Here is a 22,934-nt window from a genome sequence, read left to right on the forward strand (position 1 = left end):
CACAGCCGGGGTTGTCCACAGGCCCCCGCACCTGCCAGGCGTAGCGGATAGGCTGGGCGGATGACGCGAGCCGAGCAGCCGACGGTCGTGACCGCCTCCGAGACCCCCACCTACGACGAAGCCCTGGCCGCGGACTCCCGCGAGCGAGCGGTGCGCGCCCTGTTGCGCACGCCCGGGCTGCGCCGGCTGTGGAGCGCCCAGCTGGTGAGCGGCATCGGCGACGCCCTGGCCCTGCTGGTCCTGGTGCTGCTGACCCTCCAGGCGGCCGTCACGGCCGGCCCCGGGGGCCTGTTCGGCGGCGGCTACCGGGGAGCGGCCTTCGCCGTCGCCGCGGTCTTCGCGGTCCGGATCCTCGCCACCGTGCTGTTCGGCGCGGTCCTGCTGGGGCCGCTGGCCAAGCTCACCGCCCCCGGCGGCAAGCTCGACCGCCGCTGGACGATGGCCGGCGCCGACGGGCTGCGGATCGCCCTGTTCGTCGTCGCCCCGCTCTGGCTCGACTGGATCCCCGCGCACGCCACGACCGCGCTGCTCGCCACCGTCTTCGTGGCCGGCGCCGCCGAGCGGATGTGGACCCTGGCCAAGGAGAGCGCCGCGCCCGCGCTGCTGCCGGCGACGCCGCCGGAGGGCGCGACCGTACGGCCGCTGCCCGACCACCTCGACGCCCTGCGGCGCCTGACGCTGCGTACCGGCTTCGTGGCGATGCCCGTCGCGGCCGCCGCGCTGCTCGCCGCGACCCTGGTCGGGCGGGCGCTGGGCCTCGGCGTGGACTGGTTCGCCGCGAACCCCTCCGCGCTGGGTTCGTACGTCGCCGCCGGGCTGTTCGCCGCGTCCGTCTCGCTGCTGCTCCCGCTGACGCTGCCCGCCGGGAAGACCCCGAGGCCGCGCTCGCCGCTGGAGGGGCTGCGGGCTCCCCGGGTGGGCGAGCGGACCGAGAAGGGGCGTACGGGTTCCGTCGCGCTGTTCGTGCTGGCCTGCGCCGCCGTCGCGGGGGCGGTCGCCAGTGCCGCCTCCGTCGCCGTACTGCACGCCTTCGACCTGGGCGGCGGCCCGTCGGCGTACGCCCTGCTGGTGCTCGCCCTGGTCGGCGGTACCGGCCTCGGCATCCGCGCGGCCCAGGCCGGCAAGGCGCTGCCCGGGCTGTCGCGGCGCCGGATGCTGGCCCTCTCCATCGCGGTGACCGGGCTCGCGCTGCTGCTGACCGGGCTGGTCCCGGACACGGCGACCGTGCTCTTCCTGGCGCTGCTCGCGGGCACCGCCGCGGGCGTGGCCGCCAACACCGGCCACACCCTGCTGGACCAGGAGACCGAGGAGTTCCGCCGGGCCCGGGTCACCGCGCACCTCCAGGCCGTGGTCCGGGTCGCCGTCGCCGTCGGGGCCGTCGCCGCGCCGCTGCTGGCCGCCGCGATCGGACCGCACCGGCTGACCGGCGGCGAGGTCGTCTTCGCCCACGGCGGGGCCGCCTTCACCCTGATGCTGGCCGGCGCGCTGCTGCTGCCGGTGGCCGTCGTGGTCCTGGCCAAGGCCGATGACCGCAGCGGCGTACCGCTGCGCCGCGACCTGCGCGAGGCGCTGCGCGGCGGGGAGCCGCTCCAGGCCCCCTCGGCGACCGGGTTCTTCATCGCCCTGGAGGGCGGGGACGGAGCCGGGAAGTCCACCCAGGTGGAGGCGCTGGCCGACTGGATACGGGGCAAGGGCCACGAGGTCGTCGTGACGCGCGAGCCGGGGGCCACCCCGGTCGGCAAGCGGCTGCGCTCGATCCTGCTCGACATCTCCTCCGCCGGGCTGTCCAACCGCGCCGAGGCGCTGCTGTACGCCGCCGACCGCGCGGAGCACGTGGACACGGTGGTCCGGCCCGCGCTGGAGCGGGGCGCCGTGGTCATCTCCGACCGTTACATCGACTCCTCGGTGGCCTACCAGGGCGCCGGCCGGGACCTGTCCCCGACCGAGATCGCCCGGATCTCGCGCTGGGCCACCGACGGCCTGGTCCCGAATCTGACCGTGCTGCTCGACGTGTCGCCGGAGGCCGCCCGGGAGCGGTTCACGGAGGCACCCGACCGGCTGGAGTCCGAGCCGACCGAGTTCCACCAGCGGGTGCGGGCCGGCTTCCTGACACTCGCCGCGTCCGACCCGGGGCGCTACCTCGTGGTGGACGCGGGCCAGGACCCCGGCTCCGTGACCACCGTCGTACGCCACCGGCTGGACCGGATGCTGCCGCTCTCGGAGGCCGAGGTCGCGGCGCAGATCGAGGCCCGGCGGCTTGCGGAGGAAGAGGCCCGGCGCAGGGCCGAGGAAGAGGCCGCCCGCAAGGCGGAGGCGGCCCGGCTCAAGGCCGAGGAAGAGGCCCGGCTGGCCCGGGAGGCCGAGGAGGCGCGGCTGCGGGCCGAGGCGGAGGCCGCCGAGGCGCGCCGGATCGCCGAGGAGGAGGCGGCCCGCAAGGCGGAGGCCGAGCGGCTGCGCGCCGCCGAGGAGGCCCGGGCCCGGGCGGAGGCCGAGAGGCTGCGTGCCGAGGCCGAGGAGCGGGCCCGCGCCGCCGAGCAGGAGCGGCTCCGGCTGGAGGAGGCGGAGGCGGCCCGGCTGCGCGCCGAGGCCGAGGCGCGGCGGCGGGAGAAGCAGCGCCGCGCAGAGGAGGCCCTGCTGCGGGCGGAGGAGGCGCGCCGGCTGGCGGAGGCCTCGGCTGCCGCCGCTGCCGCCGCGGCGGCTTCGGCTGCCCCGCCGACGGCTCCTTCCGGCCCGGCGGCTGCTTCCGCTCCGGCGGCGCCCGCGCGGAAGGTGGCGATGCGCAAGGAGCCGCTCCACCCGGATCCGTACCACGCGGAGCCCCACCCGGACGACGCCGTCACGGTCGAGACCCCGGTGGTCAAGCGGACGGTGCGGCCCGACGACGTGACGCAGACGGTGCCGGTGCCGAAGGTGGGCCCGGCGATGGACGAGACGGCCGTGCTGCCGCCCGTACGCCCTGACGGCCCGGCCCCCCGGGAGGCCTCGGCCCGTCCCGCGCAGCAGCCCGCCGCCCAGCCGTCGGCCCCGGCCACGCGGCCGACGGTCCGGCACTCGCAGGAGAGCCCGGCCGACCGGGTGCCGCCCGGCATCTTCCGGGACTCGGGCGACGACGTGACCCGTGAGCTCCCGGTCGTCGGCGAGGACGGCCGGCCGCGCCGGGCGCCGTCCGCGTGGGCCGAGGCCACCCCGATGGACGACCTGCCCACCCTGGCGGACGAGCTGCTGGGTCCGGCGCGGGACGGCCACGCGGACGACGACGGGGACGAGGGGCAGGGCGGGGGCCGGGGCGGCCGGCGCCGCCGCTGAACCGGATTGTCGGTGGCGGACGCCACAATGTGAGCAGGACGCGGGGCTCGCGGACGCGGGGCCGCGGGACGAGGCGGGGAAAGGTGGTGGGCGGGATGCCCGTGTGGGACGACCTGGTGGGCCAGGAGCGCGTGCAGACGCAGCTCGCCGCCGCCGCCCGGGATGCCGACGGCCTCGTCACGGCCATCTCCCAGGGGAACCCGCCGCCGCCCTCCTCCAAGATGACCCACGCCTGGCTGTTCACCGGACCGCCCGGCTCCGGACGGTCCACCGCCGCCCGGGCCTTCGCGGCCGCCCTCCAGTGCGTCAGTCCGGACCGCGCCCTCGGCGGGGAACCGGGTTGCGGATTCTGCGACGGCTGCCACACCACCATGGTCGGTACGCACGCCGACGTGGAGATCGTCCGCACCGATCTGCTGTCCATCGGCGTCAAGGAGACCCGTGACCTGGTGCGCCGGGCCCAGCTCTCACCGGCCGTGGGGCGCTGGCAGGTCATCGTCCTGGAGGACGCGGACCGGCTCACCGAGGGCGCGGGCAACGTCCTGCTGAAGGCCGTGGAGGAGCCCGCGCCGAGGACGGTGTGGCTGCTGTGCGCGCCCTCGCTGGAGGACGTGCTGCCCACCATCCGCTCCCGCTGCCGGCACCTGACCCTGGGCACCCCGTCGGTGGCGGCCGTCGCCGACCTGCTGGTGCGCCGGGACGGGGTCGAGCCCGCCGTCGCCGCGAGCGCCGCCCGCGCGACCCAGGGCCACATCGACCGGGCCCGGCGGCTCGCCACCGACGAGTCCGCCCGGACGCGCCGGGCCACCGTGCTGAAGCTGCCCCTGCGCGTGGATGACGTGGGCGGCTGCCTCAAGGCCGCCCAGGAGCTGGTCGACGCCGCCGGCGAGGACGCCAAGCAGATGGCGGAAGAGGTCGACACCAAGGAGACCGAGGACCTGAGGGCGGCGCTCGGCGCCGGAGCCGGCGCGGGCGGCCGCATGCCCCGGGGCACGGCCGGGGTGATGAAGGAGCTCGAAGACCGCCAGAAGCGCCGCCGTACCCGTACCCAGCGCGACAGCCTCGACCTGGCGCTGACCGAGCTGACGGGCTTCTACCGGGACGTACTGGCCCTCCAGCTCGGCTCGGGCCTGGCCATCGCCAACGAGGACGTACGCCAGGACCTCGACCGGGTCGCCCGCGCCTCGCGCCCCGAACGCACCCTGCGGCGCATCGAGGCGATCATCGCCTGCCGGGACGCCCTCGACCGGAACGTGGCGCCGCTCCTCGCGGTCGAGGCGATGACGATGGCGCTACGAGCGGGCTGACCGCCCCACTGCCGGGCTTCGACGCTTCACCCGTCCGAGGGATCCCGTACGCACCGCGCGGAGGGCCCGGATCGGGCGGGTGGCCGCGTCACGCCGTCGGCCACCGGCCGGCGGGCCGCGCGGCCGGGCCCGCGGACACCGGACGCGCGCCGCGGGCAGCACGTAGGCTCCCCGCATGGACACCAGGCGTCTGCTGCGTACCACCGCAACCGTGACCGCAGCCGCCGGGCTGCTCCTCTCCGGCTGCACCTCGGGAGGCACGAAGGCGGCCTCGGCCGAGCCGTCGGCGGTGCCGGCCGCGCTGCGCCCGTACTACGAGCAGAAGCTGAGCTGGCGCGACTGCGGTGTCGCCGGCTTCCAGTGCTCCACCATGAAGGCGCCGCTGGACTACGCGAACCTGGGCTCCGGGCAGGACGTCGACCTCGCGGTGTCCCGCCGCGCGGCCACCGGCCCGGGCAAGCGGCTCGGCTCCCTGCTGGTCAACCCGGGCGGCCCCGGCGGCTCCGGCATCGGCTACCTCCAGGGCTACGCGGGCATCGGCTACCCGGCCGCCGTACGGGCCCAGTACGACATGGTCTCCTTCGACCCGCGCGGGGTGGCCCGCAGCACCCCCGTCGAGTGCCTGACCGGCCCGGCGATGGACCGTTTCACCCAGGTGGACCAGACCCCGGACGACGCGGCGGAGCGCGCCCGGCTCGTGACGGCGTTCAAGGAGTTCGCCGCGTCCTGCCAGGCGCGCTCGCCGCGCGTCCTGCCGCACGTCTCCACGGTCGAGGCGGCCCGGGACATGGACATGCTCCGCGGGGTGCTGGGCGACGACAAGCTGAACTACGTCGGGGCCTCGTACGGCACCCTCCTCGGGGCGACGTACGCCGACCTCTTCCCGAGCCGGGCCGGCCGGCTGGTCCTGGACGGCGCCATGGACCCCAAGCGGTCCGCCCTGGAGCTGAACCGCGACCAGACGGAGGGCTTCGAGACCGCCTTCCGCTCCTTCGCGAAGGACTGCGCCAAGCAGTCGGACTGCCCGCTGGGGCGGGACAACCCGGACGCGGTGGCGCAGGGCCTGAAGGAGTTCTTCCGCAAGCTCGACGCCCAGCCCGTCCCGTCGGGCGACGCGGGCCGCCCGCTCGGCGAGTCCCTCGCGACGACCGGGGTGATCGCGGCCCTGTACGACGAGAGCGCCTGGCCGCAGCTGCGTGCCGCCCTCGGCCGGGCCGTGAACGGCGACGGGGCCGGGCTGCTGGCCCTGGCCGACAGCTACTACGAACGCGAGGAGGACGGCACGTACGCGAACCTGATGTTCGCGAACGCCGCCGTGAACTGCCTCGACCAGCCGGCGGCCTTCGACGGCCCGGAGGCGGTCCAGGCGGCCCTGCCGTCCTTCGAGAAGGCCTCACCGGTCTTCGGCGCCGGCCTCGCCTGGGCCTCGCTGAACTGCGCGTACTGGCCGGTGAAGGCCACGGGCTCGGCGAAACCGCTGGTGGCGAAGGGGGCCGCGCCGATCGTGGTGGTCGGCACGACCCGCGACCCGGCGACCCCGTACAAGTGGGCCCAGGCCCTGGCGGGCCAGCTGGACTCCGGCACCCTGCTGACGTACGACGGCGACGGCCACACGGCGTACGGCCGCGGCAGCGACTGCGTCGACACGGCACTCAACCTCTACCTCCTGGAAGGCCAGGCCCCCCCACCGAACAAGCGCTGCTGACCCCTCTCCCACCCTGGTTCGGGGCACCCCGTTCAACCCTGTAGACTTGGCGCCGCTGCTGATGAGAGCCTCCCTACCGGGGATTTTCCTCGTCTTCCAGCGGTGCCGCCTTAGCTCAGTTGGCCAGAGCAACGCACTCGTAATGCGTAGGTCTCGGGTTCGAATCCCGAAGGCGGCTCGGATTAGCCCCAGGACTCACTCGCCGTGACCTGGGGCTTTTTCATGTCCTGATTCGGCGGGGGCGGAAGGCGATGATCTTCGCGCCCTCATGTGATGCCGCCGTGAGGCCATCCTGTTCCGGAACTTCGGGCGTTCCCCCGGGTCTGGGATGAGCCGTCGGCAGCCTAACTCAAGGCCGGTGGGGGCGTCTTGAGCTGGGGGTTCCGCTTCGTGGGGCGTTGGTTACACCGTGATCGGGAGGGTGATCAGGCCGCGGACGAGGCGGGTGTGTCGCCATTTCAGTTGGTCGGGTGGGACCGCCAGGCGGATGCCGGGGAAGCGGGTCAGTACCGCGCGCAGGGCGATCTCCGCCTCGGCCTTGGCGAGGGGGGCGCCGACGCAGCGGTGGATGCCGTGGCCGAAGGCGAGGTGGGCGGCGGCGTCGCGGTCCAGGTCGAGGACGTCCGGCGACGGGAACCGGTCCGGGTCCCGGTTCGCGGTGCCCAGGGCGACCAGGACCGGGGCCCCGGCCGGGATGTCGGTGCCGCCGAGGGTGAGGGCCTCCGTGGCGAAGCGGAAGGTGGCCGTCCCGACGGGGGAGTCGAACCGGAGCAGCTCGTCCAGCGCCGCGGGCACCCCGTCCGGGTCCCGGCGCAGGCGCTCCAGCGCGGCGGGGTGCCGCAGCAGTGCCAGGGCCGCGTTGCCGAGGAAGTGGGTGGTGGTCTCGTGCCCCGCCACGAGCAGCAGCGCCGCCAGGGAGACGAGTTCCTCCTCGCCGAGGCGGTCGTCCCCGTCGCGGGCCGCGACGAGCCGGTCGAGCAGGGAGCGGCCGGGGTCGCGGCGCTTGGCGGTGATGAGGCCGGTCAGGTAGCCGGCCAGCGCGTGCGAGGCCGTGTCGATGACGTCGGGCTCGCCCGCGGCGAACAGTTCTCCGGACCAGCGCCGGACGTCGGGGCGGTCCTCCTCCGGGACTCCGAGCAGCTCGCAGATCACGATGACCGGCAGCGGTACCGCCAGGGCGGCCACGAAGTCGAACGGCTCGCCGGTGGGCCACCGGTCCAGCAGCTCGTCGGTGACCCGGGCGATGAACGGACGCAGCCCGGCGACGGCCCCGGTCGTGAACGCCCTGGTCACGAGTGCGCGCAGCCGGGTGTGCCGGGGCGGGTCGCTGGCCAGCATGGTGTGCGCCACGGCGGGGTGCAGGCGGCGCCGGGACTCCTTGCCCGCGAAGAAGGCGGCGGTGTCCTTCGAGAGCCGGGCGTCGCCGAGGGCCTGCCTGGCCTCCGCGTACCCGGTGACCAGGTAGCGGGCGGGCTCACCGGGGGCGGTGGGGCCTGTGGGGCCCCCGCCGCCGGATCCGCCGGATCCGCCGGATCCGCCGGGCACCCCGAGCCCGCCGGGCACCCCGGGGACGGGGGGTGTCCCGGGGCTGGCGGGTGTCCCGGGCACATTGGTCATCCCGGGACCGCCCTGCATCCCGGAGCCGCCCTGCTCCTCGGGCTCCCCGGGTGTTCCGAGTCCGCCGGGTGTTTCGGGTCCGGCGGGTGTCCCGGGCCTGCCGGGTGTCCCCGGCACCCCGGGCTCGCCGGGCACTCCGGGCTCGCCGGGCACTCCGGGCTCGCCGGGCACTCCGGGCTCGCCGGGCACCCCGGGCTCGCCGGGCACACCGGGCCCGCCCGGCACCCCGGGCCCGCCGGCCACTCCGGGCCCGCCCGGCCCGCCCCGTACGGCCTGGACCGGGCAGCCCGAGCGCAGGGTCGCGTAGACGGCGTACGGGTCCTGGAGGGGGTGGGGGTGCTGCGTCGGGTCGGTCGTCATGTACGGAGTCTCCAGCGGGGATCGAGTGGCGCATCGGCGGGGGGTGGCACCTTTGCGTCGAGGGACGCGGACCTGATCGGTGGCGTTCCGTCGAGTGAGTTCGGGAACCGCGGACAGGGGTCTCCGGGCGGCCGAGGAGGAGGAGATTCCTGTGGTGAAGATCGTTTTGATGTCCGGCAGCACGCGCCGGGACTCGGTGAACACCGCTGTACTGGAGACCGTGCGTCACATCCTGGCGGGTCTGCCGGGTGAACACGAGACGGTGACGCTCTCCGTGGCGGAACTGCCGTTCTACGAAGCGGAGCTGGAGCGCACCGACGGCTCGGCGGCGGTGCGCGCGGCGAAGGAGCTCGTCGCCGGGGCGGACGCGCTGTTCATCAGCACCCCCGCCTACAACGGCGAGATGCCCGGAGCGCTGAAGAACGCCCTGGACTGGCTCTCCCGCGGCATCGACGGCCCGAGCCCGCTGACCGGCCGGATCGCGGCCGTGGCCAGCGCCTCCCCCGGAGCGCGCGGCGCGCTGGACGCGCAGGCCGGGCTGGTCGGCGTACTGGGGCGCTGCGGGGCGCGGGTCGTCGAGCACGAGCCGGTCGCCGTCGGCGGGGCGGGCGCGCTGGCCACCGAGGCCGGGCGGTACACCGACCCGGAGCTCGTGGCGCGGCTGGCGAGCCTGACGGAGGCGGTCCTGGCCGAGGTGGCCGCCGCGAAGGTGCTGGTCTGATGGCCGCCGATGACCGGATAGGGCTCTTCCGGCTGATGAAGGAGGACCTGGAGGTGGTGGTCGCACGGGATCCGTCCATGCGCAACCGCCGCGAGGCCCTGCTGCACGCGGCGCTGCCCGCGCTGTGGTCGCACCGGGTGGCGCACCGGCTGCACGCGCGCGGGCTGCGGATGACCGCGCGGCTCATCGCCTGGTACGCCCGCCGGGGCACCGCCGTCGAGATCCACCCCGGCGCGGTGCTCGGGCGCCGGGTGTTCATCGACCACGGCGCGGCCGTGGTGATCGGTGAGACCGCGGTGGTCGGCGACGACGTGACCATCTACCACCAGGTGACGCTCGGCGCGGTCGGCTGGTGGAGCGACAACGCCCGGCCCGAGGGGCAGCGCCGCCATCCGGTGGTCGGCCGCAACGTCGTCCTCGGTACCAATGCCACCGTGCTGGGGCCCGTCACCATCGGCGAACACGCCGTCATCGGGGCGCAGGCGCTGGTGAACAAGGACGTGCCGGCCGGGGCGCGGGTGCTCGCCGCCACCGCCGTGATCAAGGCGGTCGGGCAGGAGCCGCAGCCCATGGAGGACCTGTACGCGGTGACCGCTTCGGCCGGCTCCTGGTAGCCGGACCGGCCGACCGTGCGCCCCCGATCCGCAGCCGTACGAGAACCGTGCGAACCGATTTGTGAGGAAGCAGACGTGGAAAGCCGTGACACCCGCCGCATCGCCGACAGCATCGAGGACCTGATCGGTTCGACCCCGCTGATCCGCCTGCGGTTCGAGGACGCCGCACCCGGCACCGAGGTGCTGGCCAAGCTGGAGTCGGCCAACCCGATGTCCACCAGCAAGGACCGGGCGGCCCTGTACATGCTGAAGGCCGCCGAGGAGCGGGGTGACCTCACTCCGGGCAGCGGGACCGTCATCGAGGCGACCTCCGGCAACACCGGCATCTCGCTGGCCGCGCTCTGTGCCGCCCGCGGCTACCGCTGCGTCATCGTGCTGCCCGACAGCGCGACCAGCGAGCGGGTCGCCCTGCTCCGGGCGCTCGGCGCGGAGATCGTGCAGACCCCGCGGGACGCCGGGTACCCCGGGGCCATCGCCAAGGCAGAGGAGCTGCACGCGGCGACGCCCGGGTCCTGGTTCCCGTGCCAGCACGAGAACCCCGACAACGTACGGGCGCACTACGAGACGACCGGCCCGGAGATCTGGGCCGACACCGCCGGCCGGGTCGACGTCCTCGTCTGCGGCGTGGGCACGGGCGGCACGCTGAGCGGCATCGCGAAGTACCTGAAGGAGCAGGACCCCACCATCAGGGTCGTCGCGGTCGAGCCGGAGAACTCCCCGGTGCTCTCCGAGGGCACCGGCGGCCTGCACCGCATCCCCGGTCTCAACGGCGGGTTCGTCGCCGCGACCACGGACGTGGACCTGATCGACAGCGTCGTGACCGTCTCCGACGAGGACGCCCTGGCCGGGGCGCGTACGCTCGCCCGCCGGCAGGGGATCTTCGTCGGGGTCTCCTCCGGCGCCGTCGCCCACGCCTGCTCCCGGCTGGCGGCGCACCCGGACTACATCGGCGCCACGATCGTCACCGTGCTGCCCGACACCGGCGAGCGCTACCTCAGCCTCTGGGACGAGGACGCCGTCCCCGCCGCCCGGCCGGCCGAACGGCCCGTCGCGCAGCAGCAGGTCACCCCGCGGCCGGTCGTCCGCCCGGCCGGCCAGAGCACGGTGGCGACCGCCACGTCCTGACGCGCGCCACCGGTACGCCGGTCGCCACCCCCGGTACGCCGGCTCCCGCCCGCTGAGCACAATGGGGGCGGGCGCACCGGAACGCGGAGGAGACGTACGTGTCGTACGACAGGGAGAACGACCGGACCGTGCGGGTCCGGGTGGCGGGCGAGACCGACGTCGAGGTGGCCGCGGAGCTGTTCCGCGGCTACCTCGACTTCTACGAGGTGCCGCCGGCGGACCCCGACGGGCCGCGCGCCTTCCTCGCCGAACGCATCGCGAAGGGGGAGTCGCTGGTGCTGCTCGCCGACGTGCCGGGCGCCGGGACGGTCGGCTTCGCGCAGGTCTACCGCGCCTTCTCCTCGCTCACGCTGAGCACCGGGTGGATCCTGAACGACCTGTACGTGGCCCCGTCCGGCCGCCGCACCGGCGCGGGCCGGGCGCTGCTGCGCGAGGTGGTGCGCCGGGCGCGGGAGGAGGGGGTGGCGGGGGTGCAGCTGGAGACCGCCTACGACAACCACACCGCGCAGGCGCTGTACGAGTCGGAGGGGTTCGTACGGGAGGCGTTCCACGTGTACGTCCACGACCTCGGCGGTGGCGCGGCGGGCTGAGGGAGCCTCAGCCGGCCGGCCCTCCTCATTTGGCGTCGGCGTAGCACTCCACGGTCGCGGTGGTGAAGGGGAAGCGGACCGGGGTCTCGCCGAAGCAGAGCCGGCCCGCGCGCTCCGAGGCGGCGCGGATCGCCTCGGTGACGGCCGGGGCCTCTTCGGCGGGGCAGTGCACGATCACCTCGTCGTGCTGGAAGAACACCAGCTCGGCGCGCATCCCGGAGCCGGTGAGGGACTGCCGCAGCGCGGCCAGGAGCAGCAGGGCCCAGTCGGCGGCGCTGCCCTGGACGACGAAGTTACGGGTGAAGCGGCCGCGGGCGCGGGAGTCGGCGGAGGCGTAGCCCGGGGTCCAGCCGTCGGGGCGCTCTTGCCCCGGGCGGGACTGCGGAAGGCCGGCCTCACCGCCGCCGCCGTCGTCGTCGGGGCCGGTGACGGGCGGCGGGCAGGTCCGGCCGAGCCAGGTCCGTACGAGCCGGCCCTCCTCGCCCGCGCGGGCGGCGTCGTCCACGTAGGCCACGGCCCGGGGGAAGCGTCGGCGGAGCGCGGCGAGGTTCTTCAGGCCGTCGCCGGAGGTCTGCCCGTAGACGGCGCCGAGCACGGCGAGCTTGGCCTTGTCCCGGTCGCCGGAGAAGCCCTGGCGAGAGACGGCCGTATAGAGGTCCTCGCCCCGGCCGGCCACCTCCATGAAGGCCGGGTCGCGGGAGATCGCGGCGAGGATACGCGGTTCCATCTGGTCGGCGTCGGCGACGACGAGCCGCCAGCCGGGGTCGGCGACGACGGCCCGCCGGATCACCTTGGGGATCTGCAGGGCGCCGCCGCCGTGGGTGACCCAGCGGCCGGTGAGGGTGCCGCCGGGGACGAACTCGGGGCGGAAGCGGCCGTCGTGGACCCAGTCGGCGAGCCAGGACCAGCCGTGGGCGGTGTAGATCCGGTAGAGCTTCTTGTAGGCGAGCAGCGGCTCCACGGCGGGGTGGTCGACCTCCCGCAGGACCCAGCGGCGGGTGGAGGCGATCTTGATCCCGGCCTCCGCGAAGGCCTTGACGACATCGGCCGGCAGGTCGGGGCGGACGCGGCGGCCGAATGCGGCGGACACCTCGTCGGCGAGCGCGGCGAGGCGGCGGGGTTCGCCGCCGCCCGCGTAGCGCTCGCCGAGCAGCTCGGTCAGCAGCGCGCGGTGGACGTCCGCCCGCCAGGGCAGGCCGGCCCGGTGCATCTCGGCGGCGAGCAGGAAGGCGGCCGACTCCGAGGCGATGAGCAGCCGCATCCGGTCGGGGTGGGCGGTGGCGGCGATGCGGCGGGCCTGGTCGGCGTGGACGGCGAGCAGGGCGTCGAGGGGCACCGGGGTGGCGGGCTGGGGGTCGAAGAGGGAGTCCTGGGTGCCGGGCTCGGCGGCGCGCGCCGGGGGGTCGGGCGGGACGGGGGCGCCGCTGAGGCGGGCCCAGGCGGCCGCCGCCGAGCGGGGTTCGCCGGAGCGGCCCTCGTGGCCGAGGAGCAGCAGCTCGGCGTCCTCGACGTCGTAGCAGCGCTCGACGCGGATGCCCGCCGCGAGCAGCCGGGGGTGGAGCGCGGGGGTGGACCGCCAGACCCACCGGGTGGCGGCGGGCGCGTCCCGGACCGCCTCGGCGGGGTCCCGCACGCGCAGCCGGACCCCGGTGCCGGGGGCCACGGGCGCGGCCTCCCACCACCCGTCGCCGCCGTCGGCGAGGGCCCACGGCCCGGCTACGTCGCTCACGAGTGCGAGTCTCCCACCGCCCTCTGACATCCCCGCCCCGGCCCGCCGGACCCCTCCGGGCGGGCAGCGCGGCCCGGGCGCCCGGGTCCGGGCCGGGAATCGGGCCGGGGTGGGGGCGTGCCAAGCTGAGGGGGTGAGTGAGTTCGTCGGGATCGTCGACCGGGCCTTTGCCGCCGCGCTGTACGCCCAGGATGACGCCGGGCTCGATACGGGGGCCTCCGTGCTCGCCGCCGAGTGGGGCGGGGTCGGGCCGGAGCTGCTCGGGCGCGGGGAGGCGTACGTACGGCAGGCCTGGGAGCGGGGGTGGCGGCCGGCCGACGTGCTGCGGCTGGTGCGCCGCGACCTGGAGGGGCTCCACCTGCGGATCGCCGAGGACGTCATCGCCGCCGAGGCCCGCCGCTACCCGCGCCTGCCCGAGCGGTGGACGGACGCCGAGGTCTGGTGGGGTGAGGACACCGCGTACGCCGAGGAGCTCGCGCGCCGCGTCCGGGCGGACCGGTTCACGCTGGCCACCGCCGTGCTGGAGGTGTACCGGCTGCTGATCCGGCTGCCCGGCATCGAGCCCGTGGGGCCGGTTCCCGGCGATCCCGCCGACGCCCTCGCCGAACACGCGCACATCGAGCCCCGCATGCTCGGCCGGATCCGGGCGCTGCTGGCCAAGGCGGAGGCGACCACCTTCCCGGAGGAGGCGGAGGCCCTGAGCGCGAAGGCGCAGGAGCTGATGGCCCGCCACACGGTGGACGAGGCGCTGCTCGCCGCCCGCGGCGGCGGCCGGGGCCGGCTGCCCGGCGCCTGCCGGATCGGGGTCGAGCCCCCGTACGAGGAGGCCAAGGCGGTGCTGCTGGACGCGGTCGCGACGGCCAACCGCTGCCGGGCGGTGTGGAACAGCGGCTTCGAGTTCTCCACGGTGGTCGGCTTCGAGAGCGACCTGGAGGCGGTGGAGCTGCTCTACACCTCGCTCCTGGTGCAGGGCACGGCGGCGATGACCCGCGCCGAGGCGGCCCAGCGGGCCGGCGGACGTAAGCGGACCAAGACCTTCCGGCAGTCCTTCCTGCTCGCCTACGCCAGCCGGCTCGGGCGGCGCCTCGCGGAGACCGCCGAACACACCGCGGCCGAGGCACCGGACAACCTGCCCGCGCTGGTGGCCCGCGACGTCGCGGTCACCTCCCGGGCGGAGGAGATGTTCCCCCGGACCACGACGACCCGGCTGCGCGGCGCCACCGACCACGCGGGCTGGGAGGACGGCACCGCGGCCGCCGACGCCGCGCACGTGGGCGCGGCCCGGGGCCGGCCCGCCCTCCCCTAGAACGCGGCCCAGGCCCTTAGGCCGCCGGGCCCTCCGGGCGGGCGGCCGGGTCGTCGGTGCGCAGCGCCCGGGCCTCGGACTTCAGGATGCGGGCCGAACGGCCCAGCGACCGGGCCATGTCCGGGAGCTTCTTCGAGCCGAACACGAGCAGGCACACCACCAGGACGATGACGAGGTGCCAGGGTTCGAGGCCGTTGCGGAGCATGTGCGGACCCACCTTCGAGAGGACGACCGGTCGATGATGCGTCCCAGCGAACCCCGCGGCAAGGGATCCGTACAAACCTGAAGAAACCCTGAAAACCGTTACGCTCGGCGTCATGAGCTGGCTCCGGGCGCTGAGAGACACGGTCCGCTCGGGCATGAAGGTCGAACGGGCCCGCCTGGAACCCCTCGTGGCGGTCCGGGCGGCCGTCGGCCTCGCGCTCGTCATCGGTTTCGGGCTGGCCTTCCTCGGGCCCGGCGCGGCGGCCAGTTCCGCCTTCGGGGCCTTCACGGCCGCCATCGCCAGCTTCCAGCAGAGCTGGCGCCCGCGCCCGGTGCTCGCCCTGGCCTCCGGGCTGACCCTGGCGGTCTCCACCTTCGTCGGCTACCTCGTCGGCTCCTCGGACATCTGGCTCTTCCTGCTCCTGCTCGCCGTCTGGTCGTTCTCGGCGGGCATGCTGTGGGCGGCCGGGCCCACCGCCGGGATCATCGCCACCGGCAACGTCGCGATCATGCTGGTCACCGTCACCCTGCCGACCTCCCTGCCGCAGGCCGCCGGGCACGCCGCCGTGATCGCCGCCGGCGGGGTGGTCCAGGCGCTGCTGATCGTGCTGTTCCCGATCCGCCGCTGGGGCGCCCAGCGCGACGCCCTGGCCGACGCCCTGGCCGCCGAGGCCGACTACGCCCGCCGCCTGCGCCACGACCCGGCCGCCCCCTTCGACCCCGTCCCGCTGATGAAGGCCCGCGACGCCGCCGCCGTCACCGTCCGCCAGGCCCGCCGGCGCCCCTCCGAGCTGCACGGGGCGCGGGGGCTCGCCGAGCGGATCCGGCCCGTGCTGGCCTCCCTCGCCGACCCGGCCGTGGGGGCGCCCGCCGAGGGGCCGGCCCGGGACCGGGTGCGGGAGCTGCTCGCCGCCGCCGCGACGGCGCTGGACGCCGCCGCTCGCGCGATCCGGCACGGGGACCCCGTACGGCTGCCCGCCCCGGCGCTGGCCGTGCTGCAGGCCCCCGACCTGCCGGAGGTGCTCCGGGGGGCGCCGCTGCGGGCCGCGCGGCGGCTGACCGCGCTGCTGGAGGACGTACTGGAGACGGCATCGCCCGGGTCGGGCCGGACCGCCGACCCGGCCGAGGCGATGCTGCGGCCCTCGCTGGCGCGGCTGGTGCCGCTGGTGCTGAGGGACGTACGGAGCGAGCTGCGGCCGGCCTCGCCGATCCTGCGGCACGCCGTCCGGGTCACCGCCGTGGCCTGCGCCGGGTACCTGATCGGGCACGCGCTGCCGTTCGGGCACGGCTACTGGGCGCCGATGGCCTCGGTGATGGTGATGCGGCCCGACTTCTCGCAGACCTGGTCCCGGGCCGTGGCCCGCTTCGCCGGGACCCTGGCCGGCGTCGGCGTCGCCACCGCGATCGTGCGACTGGCGCAGCCCGGGATGTACCTGTCGGGGCTGCTCGCCGTGATCAGCGCGGGTCTGATGTACGTGCTGCTGCGCACCGGGTACGCCGTCTCGCAGGTCTGCGTCTCCGCGTACGTGGTCTTCCTGCTCGGCATGGGCGGCGTCCGCTGGGACCAGACCGTGCCCGACCGGATCGCCCTGACCCTGGTCGGCGGGGTGCTCGCGATGGTGGCGTACGCCGTCTACCCGGCCTGGGAGACGCCGCGGCTGCGCACCCGGCTCGCCGACTGGCTGGCCGCCCTCGGGCGGTACGCGGCCGCCGTGCTGGCCCAGTACGGCGACCCGGCCGGAGCCCGGCGCGCCGACGTCCGGGAGACCCTGCTGGCCACCCGGGACGCCCGCATCGCCTGGCAGGAGGCGCTCGCGCGGGCGGCGGGGGAGCCGGTGCGCCACCGGGGCCTCTCGCACGCGGCGGCCGAGGGGGCGGGGGAGGCGCTGGCGGCCCTGGGCCGGCACGCGATGCTGCTGGAGGCCCATTTGCCCGACCGGGACCGGGAGCCGGTGCCGGGAGCGGCGGAGCTGGCGCACGCCCTGCGCGAGGCGACGGAGAAGGGCGCGAAGGCGGTGCGCGAACGCCGGGTGCCGGAGTGGGACGGGGTCCGCGGCCTGCTGCCCGACGGGGACGGGCCGGGGACGGCCGTGCTGCGCGGGGCGGCGCAGCAGCTGCTGGACGCGCTGGACGAGTTCTCCGAGGCGCTGCGGTCGGGATAGGTGATCAACGGGTGACGGACCCGGCACCGCGCGTGCACGTGCATCTGCCCATGCATGCGCCGATGAACACAGCTATGATCCGGTGCAGTTGACATCTGCACTATCGGGGGCTTCCTGTGGACCACGCGTACAACGGGATGGCAGCTGCAGAACTCGCAACCTTGTATGAGCTGACCTGGCAGAAGAGCAGACACAGCAACTCGCAGGGATCCTGCGTGGAGTTCGCCAGACTGCCGGGCGGGGACGTCGCCATGCGCAACTCGCGCTTTCCCGACGGGCCGGCGCTCGTCTACACGCCGGCCGAGATAGAGGCGCTGCTGCTGGGCGTCAAAGACGGCGAGTTCGATCATCTGATCGCCTGAAGAAACGCCGACGGCATTCCGGCGGCACTCCGACGGCGCCCCACGGAACAGCGCACTGGATCAAGCCATGCACGTGCACTGGCCGGGACTGATCGAAATGATCAACCCCGGCCAGTCGTCCTGTATGTGATGGTCCGTCCCCGGCGCTGCGGACCGGTCAGTCCTGGAGCATGAACAGCGCCCAGACGACCTTCCCGGTCAGCCGCCCCGCGAGCGGGTGCCAGCCCCAGTTGTCGCTGTAGGCGTCCACGAGGAACAGCCCGCGCCCCGACTCCAGGTCGCAGTTCTCGTCCGTCCGCTCCGGCGCGAACGAGCCGCCCGGCCGCTCCTCGCTCGGGTCGCGCACCGCGCACACCAGCCGGGTGCTCCACCGCATCAGGTGCAGCCGTACGCAGCCCTCCGGCTCCCCGGCGGACCCGCGCGGTTCGTCCGGCAGGGCATGGCGCAGCGCGTTGGTGACGAGTTCGGAGACCACCAGCGAGACGTCGTCGAAGCGGTCGTCCAGGCCCCACTGGGACAACGTGGACCGGGTGAACGAGCGGGCGCCGCGCACCGCCTCGAAGCGGGCGGGCAGGGCGCACGACGCGGACCCGGAGACAGCCGTGGGGTCGACCGGGGGCAGCCCCTGCCGTAACGGCTCCAGCATGGTCGATCCATTCGTCCCCATGCGAGGCACTCCCGGGATTCGCGGACGGGGCGGGCGGCTCCGTCCAAAGAGAACTGCGGGGTGGGTCCGGCGCCGGCGCGAAGAGCACGCAGGTGCGCGAGACCATCGTTCCGAATGGCGCAGCCGGATGCAAGGGCAGATGCACGTGCACGCGCCGGACCTGTCCGCTCCCGTGACGGTTCTTGCTCATTTCTTCCTACGCATACTTACGGACTTCTTTTCCGGGACGCCGGATTCCGTTACAGAACGAGTACGGTCCGATGCGTTTTGGTGGCAGACTGCGGCACCGGGGTACGGGGGCCCACGACGCACACGTACATCGCGATGGGGAGGGCAGGACTGGTGACCGCAGAAGCCAGCGGTTCCGTAGTGCGCCGCATCCTCCTGGGCTCGCAGCTCAGGCGACTCCGAGAATCCCGCGGCATCACCCGTGAGGCGGCCGGCTACTCGATCCGCGCATCAGAATCGAAGATCAGCCGCTTGGAGTTGGGAAGGGTGAGCTTCAAGGCCAGGGACGTCGAAGACCTCCTGACGCTCTACGGGGTCACGGACGGCGCGGAGCGCGAGTCCCTCCTGGGACTGGTCCGCGAGGCCAACGCGGCCGGCTGGTGGCACAGTTACGGCGACGTACTGCCCGGCTGGTTCCAGACGTACATCGGCCTGGAGGGCGCCGCCTCGCTCATCCGGATCTACGAGGTCCAGTTCATCCACGGCCTGCTCCAGACCGAGGCGTACGCGCACGCCGTCGTCCAGCGCGGCATGCCCGGCGCGAGCGCCGCCGAGATCGACCGCCGCGTCGCCCTGCGCCTGGAACGCCAGAAGGTCCTCGTCTCCGAGAACGCCCCCGTCTTCCACGCCGTCCTCGACGAGGCCGCGCTGCGCCGCCCGTACGGCGACCGCGACGTGATGCGCGGGCAGTTGGAGCACCTCGTCGAGATCAGCCAGCGGCCCAACGTCCAGCTCCAGGTGATGCCCTTCTCCTTCGGCGGACACGCGGGGGAGAGCGGCGCCTTCACGCTGCTGCGCTTTCCCGAGTCCGACCTCCAGGACATCGTCTATCTGGAACAGCTCACCAGCGCCCTCTACCTGGACAAAGAAGAGGAAGTGGGGCAGTACTCGCGGGCGATGCAGCGGCTACAGGCCGATTGCCCCGATCCCGACCGGACCCGGGATCTCCTGCGCGGACTGCTCCAACTGTCCTGAACCGCACGTACTATGACGTCTGATCAGTGCATGATGACCGATCGGTCTCCGGTGCAGCGCACGGGTGCGCGCTCGCAGTAAGGGATGGCATGTCCATATTCACCGACCTGGCTCACCAGTACATCGACGGCGAATGGCTGGCCGGCACCGGTTCGTGGGACATCATCGACGTCAACCCCTACAACGGGGAGAAGCTCGCGGCCATCACGGTGGCCACCACCGAGCAGGTGGACCGGGCCTACCGCGCGGCCGAACGGGCGCAGCGGTCCTGGGCGGCCACCAGCCCCTACGCGAGACGTCTCGTCCTCGAACGCGCCCTGCGCATCACCGAGGAGCGCCAGAAGGAGATCGTCGAGGCGATGATCGACGAGCTCGGCGGGACCCGTCCCAAGGCCGAGTACGAGGTCCACCTGGCGATGGAGTTCCTGCGCGAGGCGATCCAGCTGGCCGTCCGGCCCGACGGCCGCACCCTGCCCTCGCCGGTCGCGGGCAAGGAGAACCGGGTCCAGCGCCTCCCGGTCGGTGTCGTCGCCGTGATCAGCCCGTTCAACTTCCCGCTGCTGGTCACCCTGAAGTCGGTCGCCCCGGCGCTCGCCCTGGGCAACGCCGTCGTGATCAAGCCGAACCAGAACGCCCCGGTCGCGGGCGGCGGGATCATCGCCAAGATCTTCGAGGACGCGGGCCTGCCGGCCGGCCTCCTCAACGTCCTGGTCACCGACATCGCCGAGATAGGCGACGCGATCCTGACCCACCCCGTCCCCAAGGTCATCTCCTTCGCCGGATCCGACCGCACCGGCCGGCACGTCGGCTCCGTCGCCGCCCGCCACTTCAAGCGGACCGTCCTGGAACTGAGCGGCAACAGCGCCCTGGTCGTCCTCGACGACGCCGACGTCGACTACGCCGTCGACGCGGCCGTCTTCAGCCGCTTCGTCTTCCAGGGCCAGGTCTGCATGGCCGCCAACCGGATCCTCGTCGACGCCTCCCTGGCCGAGGAGTTCACCGAGAAGTTCACCGCCCGGGTGCGCGCCCTGAAGACCGGCGACCCGCGCGAGGCCGACACCCACATCGGCCCCCTGATCAACTCCTTCCAGGCCGACGCCCTGACCGCCCTCGTGGACCGCGCCGTCGCGTCCGGCGCCCGGGCGCTCGTACGGGGGTCTACGCGCGGCAACCTGGTCGAACCGACCGTCCTCGCCGGTCTCCCCGAGGACTCCCCGCTGCTCGGCCAGGAGATCTTCGGCCCCGTCGCGCTGCTGGTGGTCTTCGACGGCGAGGACGAGGCCGTGCGGCTGACCAACGCCACCCCGTACGGGCTGAGCGGCGCCGTGCACACGCGGGACATCGAGCGCGGCGTCAGCTTCGCCCAGCGCGTCGAGACCGGCATGTTCCACGTCAACGACTCCACCATCGGCGACGAGCCGCTGACCGCCTTCGGCGGCGAGAAGGCCTCGGGCCTCGGCCGGCTGGGCGGCGAGGCCACCGTCGAGGCCTTCACCACCCAGAAGTGGATCTCGGTCCAGCACGGCCGGACGGTCTTCCCCTTCTAACCGGGCGCCGGCCCGGCCGGGGCCGGGCCGGGCTCGGCCCGGCGCCGGTAGCGGACACAACCTGGCCGCAATGCTCCGTAGCGTGGTTCCCGTCAGATCAGCACGAGGAACGGGGCGCGGCACGCGCCCCCCGCGGAAGGCGGCCGTCATGCCCCACCCCACCGAGGAGATCGCCGGAGACGAGCGCGGGACGCTGCTCCTCTTCGTCGAGGACCAGCGCCAGGCGCTCCGCAAGGCCGCCGAGGGCGTCACGCCCGAGCAGGCCGCGAGCCGCCCCACCGCGAGCGAGCTGTCCCTGTCCGGGCTCGTCAAGCACGCGGCCGAGGTCGAGCTCAACTGGCTGCGCCTGGCGCAGCGGCGGCCCAACGAGCACCAGCGGTCCTTCGAGACCTGGCTGGAGGGCTTCCACCTCGCCGGGGGCGAGACCCTGGACTCCGCCCTCGCCTTCTGGGACGGGGTGAAGAAGGAGACCGCCGACTTCGTGGCCTCCGTGCCCACCCTCGACCAGTCCTTCCCGCTGCCCGAGGCGCCCTGGATGCCGAAGGCGGACGTCTCGGTCCGCTGGATGCTGCTGCACCTGGTGCGGGAATTCGCCCGGCACGCGGGCCACGCCGACATCCTGCGGGAGACCATCGACGGGACGAAGGCGATGGGCTGAGCGGCGCCCCGCGCGGGTCCGTGGTGAACGGACTTGCACCTCACGCGGCGTGAGGAGCCACAGTGAAGGGCGTACCCAACCGAAGGAGCGGAAGGCGATGGGCTACTCCGTGGGACAGGTCGCCGGTTTCGCCGGAGTGACGGTGCGCGCGCTGCACCACTACGACGAGATCGGCCTGCTCCGCCCGAGCGGGCGCAGCACGGCGGGACACCGGCGGTACGACGACGCCGACCTCGACCGGCTGCAGCGGATCCTGTTCTACCGGGAGCTCGGCTTCCCGCTCGACGAGGTCGCGGCCCTGCTGGACGATCCGTCCTCGGACCCGGGGGAGCAGCTGCGCCGGCAGCACGCCCTCCTGACCGACCGGATCGCCCGGCTCCAGCAGATGGCCAAGGCCGTTGAGCACGCCATGGAGGCGAAGAAGATGGGCATCAACCTCACGCCGCAGGAGAGGTTCGAGGTCTTCGGGGAGCAGGACCCCGGGCAGTACGCCGAGGAGGCCGAGCAGCGGTGGGGCCACACCGACTCCTATGCGGAGTCGCAGCGCCGGGCCGCCTCGTACACCAAGGCCGACTGGCAGCGGATCCAGGACGAGGCCGCCGACTGGGGCGCCCGGTACGCGGCCCTGATGGAGGCGGGGGAGCCGGCCGGGGGCGAGGCGGCGATGGACCTGGCCGAGGAGCACCGCCGGCACATCTCCAGGTGGTTCTACGCGTGCCCGTACGAGATGCACACCTGCCTGGGCGAGATGTACGTCGCGGACGCGCGCTTCACCGCCTTCTACGACGCGATCCGGCCGGGCATGGCCGGGCACCTGAAGGACGCGATCACGGCCAACGCCGTGCGCGGGGCGTAACCGCGCCGTCGCCGCGCGGTGGCCGCGAGGTTGCTCACACGACCCCCACCGGGCCTGGAACCCGGTGGGGGTCGTGTGCGTTGATAATTGAGAGCCGTCCCGCCCCCCACCGCCGATACCCCCCCTGATCCAGGAGAGCCCGGAACTCGTGTACACGCTTGCGCTCGCCCCTGAGTGGCTGTCCCCGGATTACCTCATCGGGCAGTTCGGCCTGATCGGCATCCTGGTCATCGTCTTCGCGGAATCCGGTCTCTTCGCGTTCCTGCCCGGTGACTCCCTGCTGTTCACGGCGGGCCTGTTCACCGCGAGCGGGGCCATCAGCCAGCCGCTGTGGCTGGTCTGCACGCTGATCGCGGTCGCCGCGATCATCGGCGACCAGGTGGGCTACCTGATCGGCAAGTACTTCGGCCCGAAGCTGTTCAACCGGCCGAAGAGCAAGGTGTTCAAGCGGGAGAACCTCGACTCGGCGCACGAGTTCATGGAGAAGCACGGCCCCAAGGCGATCGTGCTCGCCCGTTTCGTGCCCATCATCCGCACCTTCGCTCCCATGGTCGCGGGCGCCGGCGCGATGAAGTACCGGACCTTCCTGACCTTCAACGTCATCGGCGGCATCGCCTGGGGCGCGGGCGTCACCTGCCTCGGCTACCAGCTCGGCCGGTTCGACGTCATCAAGGACAACGTCGAGACGATCTTCATCGGCATCGTGCTGATCTCGGTCATCCCGGTGGTCTTCGAGGTGCTCAAGTCCCGCAAGGCCAGGGCCAAGGCGAACGCCGCGGTCCCCGCCGCCCCCGTGGCCCCGTACGGCGCGCCGGAGGAGCCCCAGCAGGTGCCCGGGCAGCGCGGGCGGCACGCCAAGCGCTAGCGGGCCCGTACGAGCCCTCGTACGCCCCTG

General features: G+C 74.2%; 19 protein-coding genes and 1 tRNA gene. 16 read left to right on the forward strand and 4 right to left on the reverse strand.

Annotated features, from left to right (window positions below):
* The first annotated feature begins 60 nt into the window (after positions 1-60).
* The 4 genes from tmk to ACZ6ZT_RS14875 all read left to right on the forward strand — a co-directional run bounded on the left by tmk (position 61) and on the right by ACZ6ZT_RS14875 (position 6,496).
* Complete coding sequence (tmk, locus tag ACZ6ZT_RS14860; protein ID WP_469719550.1) at positions 61-3,306, forward strand: dTMP kinase; 3,246 nt, start codon at positions 61-63, stop codon at positions 3,304-3,306.
* Positions 3,307-3,401: 95 nt separating this feature from the next.
* Positions 3,402-4,613: a DNA polymerase III subunit delta' gene (locus tag ACZ6ZT_RS14865; protein WP_469719551.1), complete on the forward strand. Its 1,212-nt coding sequence runs from the start codon at positions 3,402-3,404 to the stop codon at positions 4,611-4,613.
* Between the two features lie 175 nt (positions 4,614-4,788).
* Positions 4,789-6,318, forward strand: a complete 1,530-nt coding sequence (locus tag ACZ6ZT_RS14870; RefSeq protein WP_469719552.1) for an alpha/beta hydrolase — start codon at positions 4,789-4,791, stop codon at positions 6,316-6,318.
* A 104-nt stretch (positions 6,319-6,422) separates the two neighbouring features.
* Positions 6,423-6,496, forward strand: a tRNA-Thr gene (locus tag ACZ6ZT_RS14875).
* A gap of 224 nt (positions 6,497-6,720) precedes the next feature.
* On the opposite strand, the gene ACZ6ZT_RS14880 is transcribed toward ACZ6ZT_RS14875, so the two are convergent.
* Positions 6,721-7,779, reverse strand: a complete 1,059-nt coding sequence (locus tag ACZ6ZT_RS14880) for a cytochrome P450 family protein (protein WP_469719646.1) — start codon at positions 7,777-7,779, stop codon at positions 6,721-6,723.
* A 670-nt stretch (positions 7,780-8,449) separates the two neighbouring features.
* Here ACZ6ZT_RS14880 and ACZ6ZT_RS14885 point away from each other — a divergent pair.
* The 4 genes from ACZ6ZT_RS14885 (at position 8,450) to ACZ6ZT_RS14900 (ending at position 11,345) form a co-directional block, all read left to right on the forward strand.
* Positions 8,450-9,016, forward strand: a complete 567-nt coding sequence (locus ACZ6ZT_RS14885; RefSeq protein ID WP_469719553.1) for an NADPH-dependent FMN reductase — start codon at positions 8,450-8,452, stop codon at positions 9,014-9,016.
* Positions 9,016-9,630, forward strand: coding sequence for a serine O-acetyltransferase EpsC (gene epsC, locus ACZ6ZT_RS14890; RefSeq protein ID WP_469719554.1), 615 nt, complete (start codon positions 9,016-9,018; stop codon positions 9,628-9,630). The genes ACZ6ZT_RS14885 and epsC overlap by 1 nt, the downstream gene beginning before the upstream one ends.
* A 75-nt stretch (positions 9,631-9,705) precedes the next feature.
* On the forward strand, positions 9,706-10,755 hold the full coding sequence (locus ACZ6ZT_RS14895; protein ID WP_469719555.1) for a PLP-dependent cysteine synthase family protein: 1,050 nt from the start codon (positions 9,706-9,708) through the stop codon (positions 10,753-10,755).
* 98 nt (positions 10,756-10,853) lie between these two features.
* Positions 10,854-11,345 carry a GNAT family N-acetyltransferase gene (locus ACZ6ZT_RS14900; RefSeq protein WP_469719556.1) on the forward strand — a complete coding sequence of 164 codons (492 nt, stop codon included), beginning with the start codon at positions 10,854-10,856 and terminating at the stop codon, positions 11,343-11,345.
* Between the two features lie 25 nt (positions 11,346-11,370).
* Here ACZ6ZT_RS14900 and ACZ6ZT_RS14905 read toward each other — a convergent pair whose 3' ends face one another.
* Positions 11,371-13,104, reverse strand: coding sequence for a bifunctional 3'-5' exonuclease/DNA polymerase (locus tag ACZ6ZT_RS14905; protein ID WP_469719557.1), 1,734 nt, complete (start codon positions 13,102-13,104; stop codon positions 11,371-11,373).
* A gap of 103 nt (positions 13,105-13,207) precedes the next feature.
* Here ACZ6ZT_RS14905 and ACZ6ZT_RS14910 point away from each other — a divergent pair, with 103 nt between their 5' ends.
* Entirely contained in the window at positions 13,208-14,380 is a 1,173-nt protein-coding gene (locus ACZ6ZT_RS14910) for a DUF2786 domain-containing protein (RefSeq protein ID WP_469719558.1), read from the forward strand.
* Positions 14,381-14,396: 16 nt separating this feature from the next.
* Here the strand turns inward: ACZ6ZT_RS14910 and tatA are convergent, their stop codons facing one another.
* Positions 14,397-14,585, reverse strand: coding sequence for a Sec-independent protein translocase subunit TatA (gene tatA, locus ACZ6ZT_RS14915; RefSeq protein WP_469719559.1), 189 nt, complete (start codon positions 14,583-14,585; stop codon positions 14,397-14,399).
* A 112-nt stretch (positions 14,586-14,697) separates the two neighbouring features.
* Between tatA and ACZ6ZT_RS14920 the strand changes: the two genes are divergently transcribed.
* Together ACZ6ZT_RS14920 and ACZ6ZT_RS14925 are read left to right on the forward strand one after the other, a co-directional pair.
* Positions 14,698-16,746, forward strand: coding sequence for an FUSC family protein (locus ACZ6ZT_RS14920; RefSeq protein WP_469719560.1), 2,049 nt, complete (start codon positions 14,698-14,700; stop codon positions 16,744-16,746).
* 116 nt (positions 16,747-16,862) lie between these two features.
* Entirely contained in the window at positions 16,863-17,108 is a 246-nt protein-coding gene (locus ACZ6ZT_RS14925; RefSeq protein ID WP_469719561.1) for a DUF397 domain-containing protein, read from the forward strand.
* Positions 17,109-17,265: 157 nt separating this feature from the next.
* Here the strand turns inward: ACZ6ZT_RS14925 and ACZ6ZT_RS14930 are convergent, their stop codons facing one another.
* Positions 17,266-17,775: an ATP-binding protein gene (locus tag ACZ6ZT_RS14930; protein ID WP_469719562.1), complete on the reverse strand. Its 510-nt coding sequence runs from the start codon at positions 17,773-17,775 to the stop codon at positions 17,266-17,268.
* Positions 17,776-18,099: 324 nt separating this feature from the next.
* Between ACZ6ZT_RS14930 and ACZ6ZT_RS14935 the strand changes: the two genes are divergently transcribed.
* The 5 genes from ACZ6ZT_RS14935 (at position 18,100) to ACZ6ZT_RS14955 (ending at position 22,904) form a co-directional block, all read left to right on the forward strand.
* Complete coding sequence (locus tag ACZ6ZT_RS14935; protein ID WP_469719563.1) at positions 18,100-18,978, forward strand: helix-turn-helix domain-containing protein; 879 nt, start codon at positions 18,100-18,102, stop codon at positions 18,976-18,978.
* 89 nt (positions 18,979-19,067) lie between these two features.
* The gene (locus tag ACZ6ZT_RS14940; protein WP_469719564.1) at positions 19,068-20,525 is read left to right on the forward strand and encodes an aldehyde dehydrogenase family protein; all 1,458 of its coding nucleotides are present in this window, start codon (positions 19,068-19,070) and stop codon (positions 20,523-20,525) included.
* A 148-nt stretch (positions 20,526-20,673) separates the two neighbouring features.
* The gene (locus ACZ6ZT_RS14945) at positions 20,674-21,183 is read left to right on the forward strand and encodes a DinB family protein (RefSeq protein WP_469719565.1); all 510 of its coding nucleotides are present in this window, start codon (positions 20,674-20,676) and stop codon (positions 21,181-21,183) included.
* Between the two features lie 97 nt (positions 21,184-21,280).
* Complete coding sequence (locus ACZ6ZT_RS14950; RefSeq protein ID WP_469719566.1) at positions 21,281-22,039, forward strand: MerR family transcriptional regulator; 759 nt, start codon at positions 21,281-21,283, stop codon at positions 22,037-22,039.
* A gap of 148 nt (positions 22,040-22,187) precedes the next feature.
* Complete coding sequence (locus ACZ6ZT_RS14955) at positions 22,188-22,904, forward strand: DedA family protein (protein WP_469719567.1); 717 nt, start codon at positions 22,188-22,190, stop codon at positions 22,902-22,904.
* The last annotated feature ends 30 nt before the right edge of the window (positions 22,905-22,934 follow it).

This window comes from Streptomyces sp. NPDC102258 (assembly GCF_055584685.1).

Coding starts and splice junctions, on each gene's coding strand:
- tmk (WP_469719550.1), top strand. CDS start 61: ATGACGCGAGCCGAGCAGCCGACGGTCGTGACCGCCTCCGAGACCCCC.
- ACZ6ZT_RS14865 (WP_469719551.1), top strand. CDS start 3,402: ATGCCCGTGTGGGACGACCTGGTGGGCCAGGAGCGCGTGCAGACGCAG.
- ACZ6ZT_RS14870 (WP_469719552.1), top strand. CDS start 4,789: ATGGACACCAGGCGTCTGCTGCGTACCACCGCAACCGTGACCGCAGCC.
- epsC (WP_469719554.1), top strand. CDS start 9,016: ATGGCCGCCGATGACCGGATAGGGCTCTTCCGGCTGATGAAGGAGGAC.
- ACZ6ZT_RS14905 (WP_469719557.1), bottom strand. CDS start 13,104: ATGTCAGAGGGCGGTGGGAGACTCGCACTCGTGAGCGACGTAGCCGGG.
- tatA (WP_469719559.1), bottom strand. CDS start 14,585: ATGCTCCGCAACGGCCTCGAACCCTGGCACCTCGTCATCGTCCTGGTG.
- ACZ6ZT_RS14920 (WP_469719560.1), top strand. CDS start 14,698: ATGAGCTGGCTCCGGGCGCTGAGAGACACGGTCCGCTCGGGCATGAAG.
- ACZ6ZT_RS14930 (WP_469719562.1), bottom strand. CDS start 17,775: ATGGGGACGAATGGATCGACCATGCTGGAGCCGTTACGGCAGGGGCTG.
- ACZ6ZT_RS14935 (WP_469719563.1), top strand. CDS start 18,100: ATGGGGAGGGCAGGACTGGTGACCGCAGAAGCCAGCGGTTCCGTAGTG.
- ACZ6ZT_RS14940 (WP_469719564.1), top strand. CDS start 19,068: ATGTCCATATTCACCGACCTGGCTCACCAGTACATCGACGGCGAATGG.
- ACZ6ZT_RS14945 (WP_469719565.1), top strand. CDS start 20,674: ATGCCCCACCCCACCGAGGAGATCGCCGGAGACGAGCGCGGGACGCTG.
- ACZ6ZT_RS14950 (WP_469719566.1), top strand. CDS start 21,281: ATGGGCTACTCCGTGGGACAGGTCGCCGGTTTCGCCGGAGTGACGGTG.